The following is a 15,570-nucleotide window of genomic DNA, read 5'->3' as shown; positions in this document are numbered from 1 at the left end:
GCACATGATCAGGCCGCCGAGCATCCGGGTCGAGGTGCTCCAGGAGGTCGTCCAGGCGTGCTCCCGGCCGCCCTCGGCCGACGCCGCCGGCCGTGACGACGCTCCCCGCCCGGGCCGCACCGCCCACACCGGGGGATGCGCGCCCCGTCGGCCGGTGGGTACGTCAGCAGGACAACACCGGGGTACGCCGCGACGGCCCCGGGCGCCTGCCGGGGAAGGCAGGGGCACCGGGGCCGTCGGTAAGGGGTGTCAGCGCTGCTTGCGGCTGTAGAGCCAGATCGTGGGCGGGGCGAGCAGCACGATGAGCACGGCACAGGTCAGCAGTCCGGCACCCATCTCCCCCGAGGTCACCGTGCCGTGCATCAGCCCCCGGGTGGCGGTCGCGGCGTGGGTGACCGGGTTCAGCTTGACCACCGCCTCCAGCCAGCCGGGCATCGTCTGTGACGGCGCCAGGATGTTGCTGCCGAAGAGCAGCACGAACTGTAGGAGGTTGACCACGCCGGCGGCGGCGGTCGGCTGCGGGATCAGCACCGCGAACAGCATCCACAGCCAGGCGATGCTGAACGTGAACAGTTGCAGGTAGAGCAAGGCAAGCACCACCCCGGACAGGCCGCCGTCCGGCCGGAAGCCGAGCAGCAGGCCCAGCGACAGCGGCACGATCGAGGTCAGGGCGTACCGGACGGCGTCGCCGGTCATCGCCCCGACCAGCACCGCGGGCTGCCAGATGGGCGTGCTGCGGACCCGGTCGAACATGCCGGTGGCGATGTCCCGGTTGAGCGTCAGGGCGCTCATCATGCTCGACGACACCAGCGAGAGGACGATCACGCCGGGGAGGAAGAACTGCAGGTACTCCCGGGGCGAGCCGGCGATCGCGCCGCCGAGCAGGTAGGTGAAGACCAGCGTCAGGATGATCGGGAAGACCACCGCCGTGCCCAGGTGGTCCTGCACGTACCGGAGCTTGATCAGGTTTCGCCAGGCGAAGGTGCGGACGGCGAACAGCGGGCCGGGGCGGGGCGGCCGTTCCGCGCCGGCCACCGACCGGCTGAAGATCTCGGCCGGCAGCGGCCGCGCCTCGGTGCTGGGTGTCGTCATGCCCGTACCTCTGCTTCCTCTTCTTCGCTGGCGTCGAGCGTCGAGTGGCCGGTGAGGGCGAGGAACACCGTGTCGAGCGAGGGCTGACCGAGCGTGAAGTCGTCGACGTGGATGCCGGCCCGCGCCAGCTCGCCCAGGGCCAGCGCCGCCCGGTCGGGGTCGGTCACCCGCACCGACAGCCGCGCCGGATCCGAGTCGAGGTCGGCGGCGGCGCCGACGGCCCGGGCGAGCAGGGTGCCCGCGTCGGCCCGGCGCTCGGGGTCGCGCAGCCGGACGTCGAGCACGCCGGCGGCGCGGCTCGCCTTCAGCTCCGGCGGGGTGCCCTGCGCCACGATGCGGCCGTGGTCGATGAGCGTCAGCTCGTCGGCGAGGTGGTCCGCCTCGTCGAGGTACTGCGTGGTCAGCAGGACCGTGCCCCCGTCCCGGACCAGCGCCCGGATCATCTCCCAGACCTCGCTGCGGCTACGCGGGTCGAGGCCGGTGGTCGGCTCGTCGAGGAACAGCAGCTCGGGGGTGACCACCATGCTCGCGGCCACGTCGATGCGCCGCCGCTGCCCGCCGGAGAAGGTCTTCACCAGTCGGCTGCCGACCTCGGCGAGGTCGAACGCCTCCATCAGCTGCTCCGCCCGGGCGACCGCGGACGCGTGCCGGAGACCCTGCAGGCGGCCGGCGAGGATCAGATTCTGCATGCCGGTCATGTCCTCGTCGAGGGACATGGTCTGGCCGGTGAGGCCGATGCGGCGCCGGACCTCGGCGGCCTCGCGGACCACGTCGTGCCCGAGCACGGACGCGGTGCCGGAGGTGGGTCGCATCAGCGTGGCGAGCATCTTGATGGCCGTCGTCTTGCCGGCCCCGTTCGGGCCCAGCACCCCGTGGATCGTCCCGGCCCGCACCGCCAGGTCCAGTCCGTCGACCGCGCGCGTCTGGCCGAAGACCTTCACCAGCTCACGGGTCTCGATGGCCAAGGCCGGATTGGTTGTCATGCTCACTCCTGTCGCGTCACAGGCGAACTCGGGCAGCTGGATCACGAGATTCCGTCGGGGTCAAACTACAAGAACCGCTTATATCAGTCAAGGCTGCTATTAGCCGTGGGCCGAATTCAGTCGGTCGGGTCCAGCCAGAGGTTCGCCGCGTCGTACCAGCGGTCCACGTGCGGCAGCGGGATCGCCCCTCGCACCCGGGAGCTGGTCAGGTGCTCGATGGTCGGCTCGCAGGCCAGGATCGGCACGATCGCCACGTCCTGGAGCACCTGCCGGTCGACCCGGTGCCACAGCTCCTCCGCCTCGGCCTCCGTCCGGGCGGACAGCGCGCGGTCGATCAGGTCGTCGACGACCGGGTTGTGGTATCCGCCGTAGTTGGCCGTGCCGACGCCGGTGTTGGACTGGAACATGGGCTGGACGTACGACCGCCCGTTGTTGCCGAACCAGTCCGGCATCCAGGCGGCCGGCGTGATGTCCCACTCTCCCGCCGCCGCGCGGGCCGGGTCCTGGAGGATGCGGTAGTACTCGTCGGTCTGGTCGATCTCCACCAGCCGGACGTCGACGCCGCCCGCGCCCAGGTCCTCGGCGATCGCCTTGGCCACCTGGCCGTGCACCGCGTCGATCCGGTAGATCATGGTGAGCCGCAGCCCGTCGGGGTACCCGGCCTCCGCGAGCAGTTCCCGGCAGCGGGCCCGGTCGCCCCGGTCCCCCGGCGTCGGGTACGGGTCGTACTCGCGGTGGCCGAAGTTGCCCGGCGGGATGGCCGTGTGCGCGGGGCGGGTCACCGTGCCGATGTCCATGTCGTCGAAGAACCGGACCAGCCGCGCCTTGTCCACGGCGTACGCGATCGCCAGCCGGACGGTGCGGTTGCGCAGCGCTCCCCGTTCGTGCGGGCTGTGCAGGTTGAACGCCAGGTAGGGGTTCAGCGCCCAGCCGAGGTTCCGGTCGGCTTCGGTACGCCGGCGGGGCCTGCCCACGGCGGCGCCCCAGGAGAGGTCGGCCGCCCCGCTCTCGATCTCGGCGCGGACCCGCTCGTCGCTCACCCTCGCCATCCGGACCTCGATGCGGTCCACGTAGCGGCGGCGGATCGGGTCGGCGTCGGCCCGCCAGGCGGGGTTGTGGTCCATCGTCAGGTGGCTGCCCCGGGCATAGCTGGTGATGCGGTACGGCCCGTTGGAGCGGACCAGCCGCGCGAAGTCCGGACCGTCCGGGACGAGGTCGTCGAACTCCCGCGGGGCGGCGGAGGCGAACGGCATCGCCAGCAGGTTGAGCATGTCGTTGGCGGGGCGCAGCAGCTCGATCACCAGGGTCCGGTCGTCCTTGGCCCACAGGCCGCGGATCTCGTGGCTGTTCTGGTAGTCGGCCAGCTCGGCGGCGGTGGGCGTACGACCGGCGAAGCGGGCGCGGTAGCCCTCGGCGAACTCCGCCATGCCGGCGACGGTGCTCGTGTAGTAGGCGATGGCGCCGGCCCCGGCGACCGGGTTGGCCATCCGCTTGAAGCCGCGCACGAAGTCCCCGGCGGTCACCGGCCGCGGCGGCGTGGTGTCCCACCGGACCCCGTCGCGCAGGCGGATCGTGTACGTGCGGCCGTCCTCGCTGAGCCCGCCGTTGTCCACCGTGGGCAGTTCGGCGGCCACGTCGGGCACCGGCACCAGCGCGGCGGCGTCCTCGGTGGTCGGATAGCTGAACAGCTGCCGGGCGAAGAGCCGGATGACCTGGTGGGAGAAGGCGTAGTAGGCGGCGGCGGGGTCCAGGTGGTCGAGGCCACCGGGCCCGTAGTAGCGCAGCGTGCCGCCGTGGCGCGGCTGCTGGTCGTGGTCCGGCACGGGTCTGCGGCCCCTTCCGTGGGTCAGGCCGGCACGCCGACCGCGATGGACATGACCGACGAGGTGCCGACCACCCGGTCCAGGCGCAGCCCCGCCGCGGTGAACAGCGGTTCCAGCTCGGCGGCGGTGCGTTCCTGGCCGGTGCGCGCGGCGAGCATCATGAAGTCCATCTCCTTGCTCTGGTGCGCGTCGTTGCCCTCCGGGACCACCGCGTCGATCACGAGCACCCGGCCGTGCGCGGGCATGACCCGGCGGCAGTTCGTCAGGATCCGGACGCTGTCCTCGTCGCCCCAGTTGTGCAGGATGCGCTTGAGCACGTGCACGTCGGCGTGGGGCACCTCGCGGAGGAAGTCGCCCTCGACCACCTTCCAGCGCCCCGCCACGTCCGGGGCGTCCAGCCGGTGCCGGGCGACCACCTCCGCGCGGTCCAGCAGCACGCCCTGCAGGCCGGGGTGCTCGCGCAGGACGGTGAGCAGGAAGCCGCCCCGGCCGCCGCCGACGTCCGCCACGGTGCCGGTGGCGGGGAAGCCGCCGGCGCGGGCGAGGATGAGGTGTTCCGCCGCGCTGACCGTCTCCATGCCCTCGTAGTAGAGCGCCTCGACCTCGGCGTCGCCGTCGAAGTAGGCGTCCAGCGAGCTGCCGAAGATGTCGGCGAAGGCGGGCCGTTCCGGCCCCAGCGCGCCCGCCACCCGGTGGCTCATCGTCCAGAACATCGTGTCGGTGAACATGAGGATGCCGGCCCGCGCGGGCACCGGCGAGTCCGATCGCAGCGCCGCGCCCTTGTCGGTGAGCGCGAACCGGCCGTCGGATTCGCGGACCACGTCGCGGACCGCCAGCAGGCGCAGCACCCGCCGCAGCGCGTCCGCGTCGGTGCCCGTCGCTGCGGCCAGCTCGGCGGGCGTACGGGGCCCGTCGACCAGGTGGTCGGCGACGCCGATGGTGGCGGCGGCCCGCAGGGCTGCCGCGTAGGTGTAGCCCATCGCCTCCTCGTAGAGGGCCAGCGCCGACTGCAACCTGTCCATGTCCCCTCCGGCCCGTGATGGCGGACGCTGCCGCTGCACTGCATCGAATGCTATACCTGACTCAAGTGCCTGTCAGGTGCAGTGGAGGCCAGGAGCGCAACTTGCGCGATAGTCCTGACCATGTCCGCTTGAGAAAGTGATTGCAGTTCCCGGCCCGGAACGCCGCCGAGCTCCGGGCCCGCCGTCGGCTACGAAGGGATCACCGTGAGCCGTACCGTGGAGTCCCCTGGCCCGGCCACCGTGTCGGCGTCACCGGCGCAGAGTCCGCTGCGCACCGCGTCCTGGGCCCGCATCCGCGAGCTGTTCGCCCTGGACCCGACGACCGTGCACCTCAACACGGGGACGGTCGGCGCGATGCCGTACGAGGTGCTGGACACCGTGGACCGGGTGACCCGGCAGTGGACCGGCGGCCTGCTCGACGTCTACCGCCCGGCGATGTTCACCGAGTACCGGGACGCCATGGCCAGGACGTTCGGCGTGGACGGGGACGAGATCGTGATCTGCCACAACGCCACCGAGGGGGTCGCCCGGGTCATCCACGGCCTCGACCTGCGCGAGGGCGACGAGGTGGTGACGACCACGCACGAGTGCTACTCCGTGCTGTCCAACTTCAACCTGCTGCGCAACCGGTTCGGGGTGGTGCTCAAGACCGTCACCCCGCCGTCCGGCCACGAGGTGCGCGCGGAGGAGATCGTCGAGCTGGTCGAGGCCGCGATCACGCCCCGGACGAAGGTGCTCTCGTTCGCCGCGATCACCCTGTTCACCGGGACGATGTTCCCGATCCGGCAGCTGTGCGAGCTGGCGCACCGGCACGGGCTGACCACCGTCATCGACGGCGCGCTGATCCCCGGCATGCTCGACATCGACCTGCGCGCGACCGGGGCGGACTTCATCACCTGCTCCGGGTCGAAGTTCCAGTGCGGCCCGCTGGGCACCGGCCTGATCTACGTCCGCAACAAGGTCGTCCCCGAGCACAACCCGCTGCCGCTGCCCACGTTCTGGCCGCTCATCTCGACCTGGTACCCGATGATGGGCAGCCCGCCGCCGCGGACCAGCACCGCCGTGGAGAGCTACAACATGGGCGACTTCCTGCAGAGCGCCGGCAGCGCCAACCTGGCGCGGGGCGCCGCCCTGGCCCGGGCCTTCGAGCTGTGGGACGACATCGGCCGCGACCGCATCGAGGCGTACATCATGGACCTCGCCGAGTACGCCCGCGGCCGGCTCATCGACGCGTTCGGCGCCGAGGCGATGTACTCCCCCGGCGCCGACCCGCGGCTGCGCTCGCCGCTGCTCGCGTTCAACCCGTTCCGGCGGCCCGAGGACGCCTGGAACATCAAGAAGTTCATCGGCTTCGTCAAGCGCCTGGAGACCGAGCACCGGATCTGGACCCGCTGGACGGAGTTCGACGTGCCCGGCTCACCGCACCAGCACTACGCGGCGCGCATCACCACCCACCTGTTCAACAACCGGGAAGAGATCGACCACACCGTACGGACGATGGTCCGCCTCGCCGAGGAGATGTCCTGAAGTGACGCAGGCGCGCAGTGCACCGACGACGAACGACACCCGGCGGTGGGGCACCCTGCGGCTGCTCGGGCCGGCCGCCGTCCACCAGGCGGATCCGGCGGCCGCCTGGTCGCCGGCCGAGCGCCAGTTGCTGCGGCTGTGCACCCGGCAGCTGATCAGCTACCGCCCGGCGCCCGACCCGGGCGACTGGCGCGCCCTCGCGCCGGTCGCCGACCTGGCCGCCGACGTCCCGTCGACCTACAACGCCGGCCTGGGCGCCAGCCACCGCAGCTACGTGGTGCACCTGCGCTCCGGAGTGCTCTGGGACACGCCGACCCCCCGCCCGGTGACGGCGCACGACGTCGTACGCGGCTTCAAGCGGCTGGCCAACCCGCTCACCCGGCACCCCGCGCTGGCGTACTTCCGGGGCACCCTGCGGGGCATGGGCCGGTACTGCGACGAGTACGCCGCGGCGGTCGCCGGCCGCCCGGTCACCGCCGCGCTGCTCGCCGGCTTCCAGGACGCCCACGACATCCCCGGGGTCTTCGCCGTCGACGACGAGACGGTGGTCTTCGAGCTGGACCGCCCGGCGCTGGACTTCGTCGACATGCTGGCGCTGAGCGGCGCCTCCCCGGCGCCGGCGGAGTACGACGCCCACCTGCCGGGCAGCGTCGACCTGCACGAGCACCTGGTCGCCAATGGCCCGTACCGCGTCGTGTCGTGGCGCCCGGGTGGCACGATCCGGCTGGAGCCGAACCCGGCGTGGCGCGCGGAGACCGACCCGATCCGCCAGCAGCGGTTCGACGCCGTCGAGTTCCGCGTCGCCACGGGCGGACCGCGCGAACTGACCGACCGGCTCGCCGCCGACGACGCCGACCTGCCGTGGGGCGTGCCGAGCGGCCCGGTGCCCGGTCACCGGCTCGATCCCTGCCTGGTGTTCAACCTGCGCGACCCCGCCAGCCCGGCCGTCGCCGACGCCGCGGTGCGCCGGGTCGTCGCCGGGGCGGTCGACCGGGCGGCGCTGGTGCGCATCGCCCGGGCCGCCGACCCGTGGTCCGAGGTCCGCGCCGCGCACACCGTCGTGCCCCCCGGCAACGACGGACACCGGCAGCCCGACCCGCTCGCCGACCCGACCCCCGACGCCGATGCGGACCCGCGCGAGCGGCTCGCCGCCGCGGGGTACCCGGACGGGCTCACCCTGACCGCGGTGCATCCCGACACGGCCGAGGACCTGGCGCTGGCCCGGTCGTGGGCGGCCGACCTCGGCGCCGCCGGCATCGACGTACGCCTGGTCGCGCTCGACGACGCCAACCACCGGGCCCTGCTCGCCGGCACGGGCGGCGCGCCCGCCCTCCGGTGGGACCTGGCGGTGGCCGCGTTCACCGCGCCCTGGGCCTACGGCAACGCCCGGGTGTTCCTGCAACCGCTGGTCGGCGAGGGGCCCGGCAATCCCGGCGGCTACCGCGACGCCCGGGTCGACGGGCTGGTCGAACGCGCGCTGGACGCCGCCGACCCGCGCGAGGCGGTCGCGCGGTGGCAGGAGGTGGAACGGCTGCTGCTCGCCGACGCCGCGGTCGTACCCCTGCTGTTCCGGCGGGCCACGGACGCCGCGCCGCGTGGGCCCCGGGTGCGGCGCGCGACCGCCCTGCCGGCGCTCGCCGGCCTGCCCGACCTCGCCGACGTGCGGCTCGGGGTGGACCGGTGACCGGTGCCGCCGCCGACGCGGTGGTCGCCGACTACCTCGCGCTCGGGCTGCGGATGGGCCGGCTCGTCGAGGGCTACGTCGACTGCTGGTTCGGTGACCCGGCCCTCGCCGAGCGGGTCGCCGCGGAGCCGGCGCCGGACCCGGCGGAGCTGGCCGGGCAGGCCCGCGACCTGCTGCGCCGCCTGGGCGACGCGGACCTCGACGCGGAGCGGCGGCGGTTCCTCGCCGCGCAACTGGCCGCAATGGAGTGCGCGGCCCGGCGGGCGGCCGGCGAGCAGATCGGCTTCCTGGCCGAGGTGGAGACCTACTTCGACGTCGAGGTGCGGCTGGGCGACCCGGACCGGTACGCCGCCGCCCACGACGCCATCGACGCGCTGCTGCCGGGCACCGGCCCGCTGATGGACAAGGTCGAGGCGTTCTACGCCCGCAACGTGGTGCCGCCGGAGCGGCTGGGCCACGCCGTGCGGGCCGTCGCCGACGCGCTGCGCGCCCGCGCCCGGCCACTGCTCGGCCTGCCCGACGCCGAGCGGGTCGACATCGAGGTGGTACGCGACCGGCCGTGGAACGCGTTCAACCGGTACCACGGCGGCTTCCGCTCCACGGTGACGCTGAACGAGACGGCGGGGCGGACCATCGCCGTGCTGCCGCTGATGGCCACCCACGAGGCGTACCCGGGCCACCACACCGAGCACTGCCTCAAGGAGGCCGGCCTGGTGCTCGCCCGGGGCTGGGACGAACACCGGATCGCCCTGGTCAACACCCCGCAGTGCCTGGTGGCGGAGGGCACGGCCGAACACGCGGCGGCGGCGCTGCTCGGGCCCGGCTGGGGACGGTGGACCACCGAGGTGCTGGCCGACGAGGGGGTGCCCGTCGAGGGCGAACTCGTCGAGCGGATGGTGGGGCTCGTCAACGAGCTGATGCCGGCCCGACAGGACGCGGCGATCCTGCTGCACGACCGGGGGGCGTCGATCGACGACGCGGTGGAGCACCTGCACCGGTGGCTGCTGCTGCCGCGCGACCGGGCCGAGCAGATCGCCACCTTCCTGACCGACCCGCTGTGGCGGGCCTACTCGGTGACGTACATCGAGGGGGCCCGGCTGGTCGGCGGGTGGCTCGCCGCCCGGCCGGCCGGCGAGCCGCTCGTCGCGCGGTACCGCACCCTGCTGACCGAGCAGCTACGTCCCGCGCAGCTCCGCGACGGCACCGTCCCCGCGGGCGCGCGTCCGGTGCCCGCCGCCGGCTGAGCGCCCGCGCCAGCGCTTGCGATACCGCGAGAAGTGGCAGCGCCCGCCGCTGCCCCTCCGCGTCGGCGCTCGACGTGCAGGTGGGCGCCGCCACCGACCGCCGCCCCGCCCACCGGGCGGTGCCGTGCGCGGCCGGTGGATGCGCGGGCGGGGTTTCAGCGGGCGCGGGCCAGGTGCGCCTCCACCGCGTCGGCGGCCCGGACCGCGCCGCCGGCCCGGCGGACGTGGCCCCGCATGGCCTCGACCCGGGCGATCAGCGCGGGATCGGCCGTGACGGCCCCGACGGCGGCGAGCAGCGTGTCGCCGTCGGCCTTCTCCCCGGGCAGCACCGCGCCGAGGCCGAGCTGGTCGACGCGCCGGGCCATCGGCAGCACGTCGAAGGACTGCGGCACGACCACCAGCGGGCGCCCCCAGTACAGCGCCTCCATGAGGGTGCCCATGCCGCCGTGCGTCACGCAGACCGTCGCCTGTTCGAGCACCTTGACGTGCGAAACCCAGCGGTGCGCCTCGACGTTGGGCGGCAGGTCGCCGAGAGCCGCGGGGTCGACCTGGCCGCCCAGCGTCATCACCACGTGCCACGGTTGGCCGTCGAACGCCCGCGCGCAGTCGCGGAAGAAGCCGGGCCGGTCGTTGAAGGTGGTGCCGAGCGACACCAGCACCACCGGCAGGTCGTCGGCCGGGCGGCTCCACTCGCCGAGGAACCGCCGGTCGTCGAAGCACGGCCCGACGAAGACGAAGCGGTCGTCGAAGGTGTCGCCGGCGATCTGGAACGCCTTCGGGACGAAGACCAGGTTGAGCTCCTCCACGTGGTTCCAGCACTCCACGACCGACCGGGAGAGGCCGTGCTCGGCCAGCAGGTCCCGCAGGGTGTCGCGGAACACCGGCAGGTCGAGCGGGTCGATCGTGCCGGCCAGGGTGACCATGTCCTGGGAGAACGAGTAGTGCTCGTTCGACGCGAACGCCGCGCTGAGCCGGACGGCCGGCCGCTTCCAGCGGGCGGCCAGCAACTGCCCGGCGATGAACGGGAAGTCGTCGTAGAGGACCAGGTCCGGCACGTCGCCGTCGAGCGCCGCGGCGGTGGCCCGGAGCACCGAGACGTTCTCGCGCAGGTACATCAGGTGGGGGCGGACGCCGAGGTCGTCCGAGCCGAACACCTCGGCGGCGTCCGCGTCGATGATCTCCGACTGGTAGGGGACGACTGTCGCGCCGGCGGCGCGGACCGGCTCGGCGAACCCGCCGGCGGTGACGTAGCTGACCCGGTGCCCGCGCCGGACCAGCTCGGTGACCACGGTGAGGGTGGGCAGGATCAGGCCGTGGCTGGCGACGTTGACGATCAGGAGGTGGGCCATCGTCGACTCCGTCCGTGGTCGGGGTCCCGGGCGCGCCGGCGCGGGTCGGGTCAGGACATCCAGGCGTCCGGGGCGGCGCCGCCCCGGCCGAGCGGCGGGAACAGCTCGTCGAGCCGGGCGAGCTCGGCCGCGGACAGCGGCCGGTGCAGGGCCCGCAGGGCGCCGTCCAGGTGTTCGGGGGTACGCGGCCCGACGACCGCGGCGGTCACCGCCGGCCGGTGCAGCACCCAGGCCATGCCGACCTCCGCCGGGTCCCGGCCGGCCTCGGCGCAGAACTTCTCGTACGCGGCGAGGGTCGCGCGGTGGTGCTCGACCGCCTCGGCGGCCCGTCCCTGCGCGGACTTGACCGCGGTGCCATCGGCCAGCTTCCGCAGCACACCGCCGAGCAGCCCGCCGTGCAGCGGTGACCAGACGAGCACCCCGATGCCCTCGGCGGCGGCGGCCGGGAGCACCTCCAGCTCGACGTACCGGCTGACCAGGTTGTAGACGCACTGCTCGCTGACCAGCCCGAGCAGCCGGTGCCGGCGCGCGGCCTCCTGGGCGCTCACCAGGTCCCAGCCGGCGAAGTTCGAGGAGCCGACGTAGCGGACCTTGCCCTGCCGGACGAGCTGCTCCATGGCCTGCCAGATCTCGTCCCAGCCGACCTCCCGGTCGACGTGGTGCATCTGGTAGAGGTCGATGGTGTCGGTCTGGAGCCGGCGCAGCGACGCCTCGCAGGCGGCGACGACGTGTCGGGCCGACAGGCCCCGGGCGTTGGGGTCGTCGCCCATCGGGTTGCCGACCTTGGTCGCGAGGACCACCTCGTCCCGGCGGGCCGGGTCCTTGGCGAGCCAGCGCCCGATCATCTCCTCGGTCCAGCCCCGGTGCACCCGCCAGCCGTAGATGTCGGCGGTGTCGACCAGGTTGATGCCCTGCGCGACGGCGTGGTCGAGCAGCCGGTGGGCGTCGGCCTCGTCGACCCGGCCGCCGAAGTTGACGGTCCCGATCGCGACCCGGCTGACCCGCAGGCCGGTCCGCCCGAGCCGGACATGCAGCGACGACACCCCGGACCTCCCGTGCACCCGGTGCCGGACGCGGCGTCCGGCGGCCTGTTGAAGATATACATTTCTCAACTCCTTCACCTCGCCGGTCGCGAGTTCCGCAATCAGGAAGAACGCCTGTCGGGCTATATCGACAGGGCTCCCTTGACGACCCTCCCAGAGGACTTGAGAATCATGTGGCAACTAGCGAGAGGGGCGTCATGATCCCGCTGTCCAAGGTCGCCATGTCTCCGGACGTCGGCACCCGCGTCTCCGCCGTCCTGAGCAGTGGCCGGCTGGAGCACGGGCCGACCGTCGCCGAGTACGAGGCGGCCGTGGGCAGCCGCCTCGGCAACCCCCGGGTGGTCTCGGTCAACTGCGGTACGGCCGGGCTCCACCTGGCCCTGAGCCTCGCCGCGCGGCCGGGGGCCGACGAGCCGGAGCACGACGGCCCGGGCGAGGTGCTCACCACGCCGCTGACCTTCGAGGGCACGAACTGGCCCATCCTCGCCAACGGGCTGCGCATCCGGTGGGTGGACGTCGACCCGGCCACCCTCAACATGGACCTCGACGACCTGGCCGCGAAGATCTCGCCCGCCACCCGGGCCATCGTGGTGGTCCACTGGCTCGGCTACCCGGTGGACCTCAACCGGCTGCGCGCCGTCGTGGACCGGGCCACGGCGGGGTACGCCCGCCGCCCGCTGGTCGTCGAGGACTGCGCGCAGGCGTGGGGCGCCACCTACCGGGGCGCGCCACTGGGCACGCACGGCAACGTCTGCGTGTACAGCACCGGCGCCATCAAGATCCTGACGACCGGCAGCGGCGGCTTCGTCGTGCTGCCCGACGACGACCTGTACGACCGGCTCCGGCTGCGCCGCTGGCTCGGCATCGAGCGGGCGTCGGACCGGATCACCGGCGACTACGACGTCGCCGAGTGGGGCTACCGGTTCATCCTCAACGAGATCGGCGGGGCGATCGGCCTGTCCAACCTGGAACGGGTCGACGAGCTGCTGCGCCGGCACCGGGAGAACGCCGCGTTCTACGACAAGGAACTGGCCGGCATCGACGGCGTCGAGCAGACCGAGCGGGCCGACGACCGGGAGCCCGCCTTCTGGATGTACCCGCTGAAGGTCCGCGACCGTCCCGACTTCATGCGCCGGCTGCGCGACGCCGGCATCGCCACCAGCGTCGTGTCACGCCGCAACGACGCGCACAGCTGCGTCGCGTCGGCCCGTACCACCCTGCCCGGGCTGGACCGGGTGGCGGACCGGGTGGTCCACATCCCGGTGGGCTGGTGGCTCACCGAGGACGACCGGTCCCACGTCGTCGAAACGATCAAGTCCGGCTGGTGACCCCCGCCGCAACCCTGAACAGAAGGGCTCCGACATGCGCGTGCTGTTCGTCTCCTCCCCCGGTATCGGCCACCTCTTCCCGCTGATCCAGCTCGCCTGGGGCTTCCGCACGGCCGGCCACGACGTGCTGATCGCGGTCGCCGAGCACGCCGACCGGGCCGCCGCCGCCGGCCTGGAGGTGGTCGACGTGGCGCCCGACTTCAGCGCGGTGAAGGTCTTCGAGCAGGTGGCGAAGGACAACCCGCGCTTCGCCGAGACCGTCGCCACGCGCCCCGCGATCGACCTGGAGGAGTGGGGGGTGCAGATCGCGGCGGTGAACCGCCCGCTGGTCGACGGCACCATCGCCCTGACCGACGACTTCCGGCCCGACCTGGTGGTCTACGAGCAGGGCGCCACCGTCGGGCTGCTGGCCGCCGACCGCGCCGGGGTGCCGGCCGTGCAGCGCAACCAGAGCGCCTGGCGGACCCGGGGCATGCACCGCTCGATCGCCTCCTTCCTGACCGACCTCATGGGCAAGCACCAGGTCAGCCTGCCCGAGCCGGTGGCGACGATCGAGTCGTTCCCGCCGAGCCTGCTGCTGGAGGCGGAGCCCGAGGGCTGGTTCATGCGCTGGGTGCCGTACGGCGGCGGCGCCGTCCTCGGCGACCGGCTGCCGCCGGTGCCCGCCCGGCCCGAGGTGGCGATCACCATGGGCACCATCGAGCTCCAGGCGTTCGGCATCGGCGCCGTGGAGCCCATCATCGCCGCCGCCGGCGAGGTGGACGCCGACTTCGTGCTCGCCCTCGGCGACCTCGACATCAGCCCGCTGGGCACGCTGCCGCGCAACGTCCGGTCGGTCGGCTGGACGCCGCTGCACACCCTGCTGCGCACCTGCACCGCGGTGGTGCACCACGGCGGCGGCGGCACGGTGATGACCGCCATCGACGCCGGCATCCCGCAGCTGCTCGCCCCGGACCCGCGCGACCAGTTCCAGCACACCGCCCGGGAGGCCGTCAGCCGGCGCGGCATCGGCCTGGTCAGCACGTCGGACAAGGTCGACGCGGACCTGCTGCGCCGGCTGGTCGGGGACGAGTCGCTGCGCACCGCGGCCCGGGAGGTACGCGAGGAGATGGTCGCGCTGCCCACGCCCGCGGAGACGGTGCGGCGCATCGTCGAGCGCGTCTCGGGTTGAGCCGGTCGCGCCGCCCGCCGCCACCATCGGCGGCGGCGGGCGGCGCGAGGCAGCCACTGGAAGGGGCACCTCGTGCTGGTCGATGCCGTGACCGCGTTCGATCCCACCGACGCCGACGTCCGGCGTGACCCGTACCCGTCCTACCACTGGCTGCTGCGGCACGACCCGGTCCACCTCGGCGCCCACCGGGTCTGGTACGTCTCCCGCTTCGCCGACGTGCGCGGCGTGCTCGGCGACGAGCGCTTCGCCCGGACCGGCATCCGCCGGTTCTGGACCGACCTCGTCGGGCCCGGGCTGCTCGCCGAGATCGTCGGCGACATCATCCTGTTCCAGGACGAGCCCGACCACGGCCGGCTGCGCGGGGTGGTCGGCCCGGCCTTCTCGCCGTCCGCGCTGCGCCGGCTGGAACCGGTCATCGCCGGCACCGTCGACGACCTGCTGCGGCCCGCCCTGGCCCGGGGCGCGATGGACGTGGTCGACGAGCTGGCGTACCCGCTGGCGCTGCGCGCGGTCCTCGGCCTGCTCGGCCTGCCCGCCGCCGACTGGGAGCCGGTCGGGCGCTGGTCGCGCGACGTGGGGCGGACCCTGGACCGGGGCGCCAGCGCCGAGGACATGCATCGCGGCCACGCGGCGATCGCCGAGTTCGCCGACTACGTGGAGCGGGCCCTCGCGAGGCGGCGGCGCGAGGGCGGCGAGGACCTGCTGGCGCTGATGCTCGACGCCCACGACGGCGGCCTGATGAGTCGCAACGAGATCGTCAGCACGGTGGTCACGTTCATCTTCACCGGCCACGAGACGGTGGCGAGCCAGGTGGGCAACGCCGTGCTGAGCCTGCTGGCGCACCCCGACCAGCTCGACCTGCTCCGGCGCCGGCCGGACCTGCTGGCCCAGGCCGTCGAGGAGTGCCTGCGGTACGACCCGTCGGTGCAGTCCAACACCCGGCAGCTCGACGTCGACGTGGAGCTGCACGGCCGGCGGTTGCGCCGCGACGACGTCGTGGTCGTCCTGGCCGGCGCGGCGAACCGGGACCCGCAGCGGTACGACCGGCCCGACGAGTTCGACATCCGGCGGGACCCGGTCCCGTCGCTGTCCTTCGGCGCGGGGATGCGCTACTGCCTCGGGTCCTACCTCGCCCGTACGCAGTTGCGCGCCGCGGTGGCCGCGCTGGCCCGGCTGCCGGGCCTGCGGCTGGGCTGCGCTGCGGACGGCCTGACCTATCAGCCGCGCACGATGTTCCGGGGCCTGGCCAGCCTGCCGATCGCGTTCACGCCGGGCGGTTGAGCGCCGCGTCGTCCCTGTCCGAG

The 15,570-nt window shown here is 73.6% G+C and carries 12 protein-coding genes; 6 read left to right on the top strand and 6 right to left on the bottom strand.

Translation table 11 applies throughout. The features are described 5' to 3' along the window. Positions 1-249 precede the first annotated feature (249 nt). The 4 genes from ABT006_RS26700 to ABT006_RS26685 all read right to left on the bottom strand — a co-directional run bounded on the left by ABT006_RS26700 (position 250) and on the right by ABT006_RS26685 (position 4,920). A complete protein-coding gene (locus ABT006_RS26700) occupies positions 250-1,092 on the bottom strand; it encodes an ABC transporter permease (RefSeq protein WP_350710728.1) in 843 nt (280 codons plus the stop codon). After that, positions 1,089-2,075, bottom strand: coding sequence for an ATP-binding cassette domain-containing protein (locus tag ABT006_RS26695; RefSeq protein ID WP_350710726.1), 987 nt, complete (start codon positions 2,073-2,075; stop codon positions 1,089-1,091). The genes ABT006_RS26700 and ABT006_RS26695 overlap by 4 nt, the downstream gene beginning before the upstream one ends. A gap of 116 nt (positions 2,076-2,191) precedes the next feature. Continuing rightward, positions 2,192-3,898, bottom strand: a complete 1,707-nt coding sequence (locus ABT006_RS26690; RefSeq protein WP_350710724.1) for an ABC transporter substrate-binding protein — start codon at positions 3,896-3,898, stop codon at positions 2,192-2,194. Positions 3,899-3,921: 23 nt separating this feature from the next. Next, positions 3,922-4,920: a methyltransferase gene (locus ABT006_RS26685; RefSeq protein ID WP_350710722.1), complete on the bottom strand. Its 999-nt coding sequence runs from the start codon at positions 4,918-4,920 to the stop codon at positions 3,922-3,924. A gap of 198 nt (positions 4,921-5,118) precedes the next feature. Between ABT006_RS26685 and ABT006_RS26680 the strand changes: the two genes are divergently transcribed. Genes ABT006_RS26680 through ABT006_RS26670 form a run of 3 tightly spaced genes read left to right on the top strand, consistent with a single transcriptional unit; the run spans position 5,119 to position 9,375 of the window. Beyond that, a complete protein-coding gene (locus ABT006_RS26680; protein WP_502891025.1) occupies positions 5,119-6,447 on the top strand; it encodes an aminotransferase class V-fold PLP-dependent enzyme in 1,329 nt (442 codons plus the stop codon). 1 nt (position 6,448) lies between these two features. Next, positions 6,449-8,131: an ABC transporter substrate-binding protein gene (locus ABT006_RS26675; protein ID WP_350710719.1), complete on the top strand. Its 1,683-nt coding sequence runs from the start codon at positions 6,449-6,451 to the stop codon at positions 8,129-8,131. A gap of 53 nt (positions 8,132-8,184) precedes the next feature. Beyond that, positions 8,185-9,375 carry a DUF885 domain-containing protein gene (locus ABT006_RS26670; protein WP_350710732.1) on the top strand — a complete coding sequence of 397 codons (1,191 nt, stop codon included), beginning with the start codon at positions 8,185-8,187 and terminating at the stop codon, positions 9,373-9,375. A 155-nt stretch (positions 9,376-9,530) separates the two neighbouring features. Here the strand turns inward: ABT006_RS26670 and ABT006_RS26665 are convergent, their stop codons facing one another. Together ABT006_RS26665 and ABT006_RS26660 are read right to left on the bottom strand one after the other, a co-directional pair. After that, positions 9,531-10,724, bottom strand: a complete 1,194-nt coding sequence (locus ABT006_RS26665; RefSeq protein WP_350710717.1) for a macrolide family glycosyltransferase — start codon at positions 10,722-10,724, stop codon at positions 9,531-9,533. A 50-nt stretch (positions 10,725-10,774) separates the two neighbouring features. Further along, positions 10,775-11,767, bottom strand: a complete 993-nt coding sequence (locus ABT006_RS26660) for an aldo/keto reductase (RefSeq protein ID WP_350710715.1) — start codon at positions 11,765-11,767, stop codon at positions 10,775-10,777. 197 nt (positions 11,768-11,964) lie between these two features. Between ABT006_RS26660 and ABT006_RS26655 the strand changes: the two genes are divergently transcribed. From ABT006_RS26655 to ABT006_RS26645, 3 genes are all read left to right on the top strand, one after another. Then, positions 11,965-13,095 (top strand): DegT/DnrJ/EryC1/StrS family aminotransferase, encoded by a 1,131-nt coding sequence (locus ABT006_RS26655; protein ID WP_350710713.1) that lies wholly within the window; start codon positions 11,965-11,967, stop codon positions 13,093-13,095. 34 nt (positions 13,096-13,129) lie between these two features. Beyond that, entirely contained in the window at positions 13,130-14,266 is a 1,137-nt protein-coding gene (locus ABT006_RS26650; RefSeq protein ID WP_350710711.1) for a nucleotide disphospho-sugar-binding domain-containing protein, read from the top strand. A 72-nt stretch (positions 14,267-14,338) separates the two neighbouring features. Further along, positions 14,339-15,547, top strand: a complete 1,209-nt coding sequence (locus ABT006_RS26645; protein ID WP_350710709.1) for a cytochrome P450 — start codon at positions 14,339-14,341, stop codon at positions 15,545-15,547. Positions 15,548-15,570 lie beyond the last annotated feature (23 nt).

It is taken from the genome of Micromonospora sp. NPDC002717, from assembly GCF_040295705.1.
GTDB lineage: Bacteria > Actinomycetota > Actinomycetes > Mycobacteriales > Micromonosporaceae > Micromonospora.
This window is presented reverse-complemented; position numbering and strand designations above follow the sequence as displayed.

Bases quoted from the DNA above. Each gene is read 5' to 3' on its own strand.
- ABT006_RS26670 (WP_350710732.1), top strand. From the start codon at position 8,185: ATGGGCCGGCTCGTCGAGGGCTACGTCGACTGCTGGTTCGGTGACCCG.
- ABT006_RS26685 (WP_350710722.1), bottom strand. From the start codon at position 4,920: ATGGACAGGTTGCAGTCGGCGCTGGCCCTCTACGAGGAGGCGATGGGC.
- ABT006_RS26700 (WP_350710728.1), bottom strand. From the start codon at position 1,092: ATGACGACACCCAGCACCGAGGCGCGGCCGCTGCCGGCCGAGATCTTC.
- ABT006_RS26655 (WP_350710713.1), top strand. From the start codon at position 11,965: ATGATCCCGCTGTCCAAGGTCGCCATGTCTCCGGACGTCGGCACCCGC.
- ABT006_RS26665 (WP_350710717.1), bottom strand. From the start codon at position 10,724: ATGGCCCACCTCCTGATCGTCAACGTCGCCAGCCACGGCCTGATCCTG.
- ABT006_RS26695 (WP_350710726.1), bottom strand. From the start codon at position 2,075: ATGACAACCAATCCGGCCTTGGCCATCGAGACCCGTGAGCTGGTGAAG.
- ABT006_RS26650 (WP_350710711.1), top strand. From the start codon at position 13,130: ATGCGCGTGCTGTTCGTCTCCTCCCCCGGTATCGGCCACCTCTTCCCG.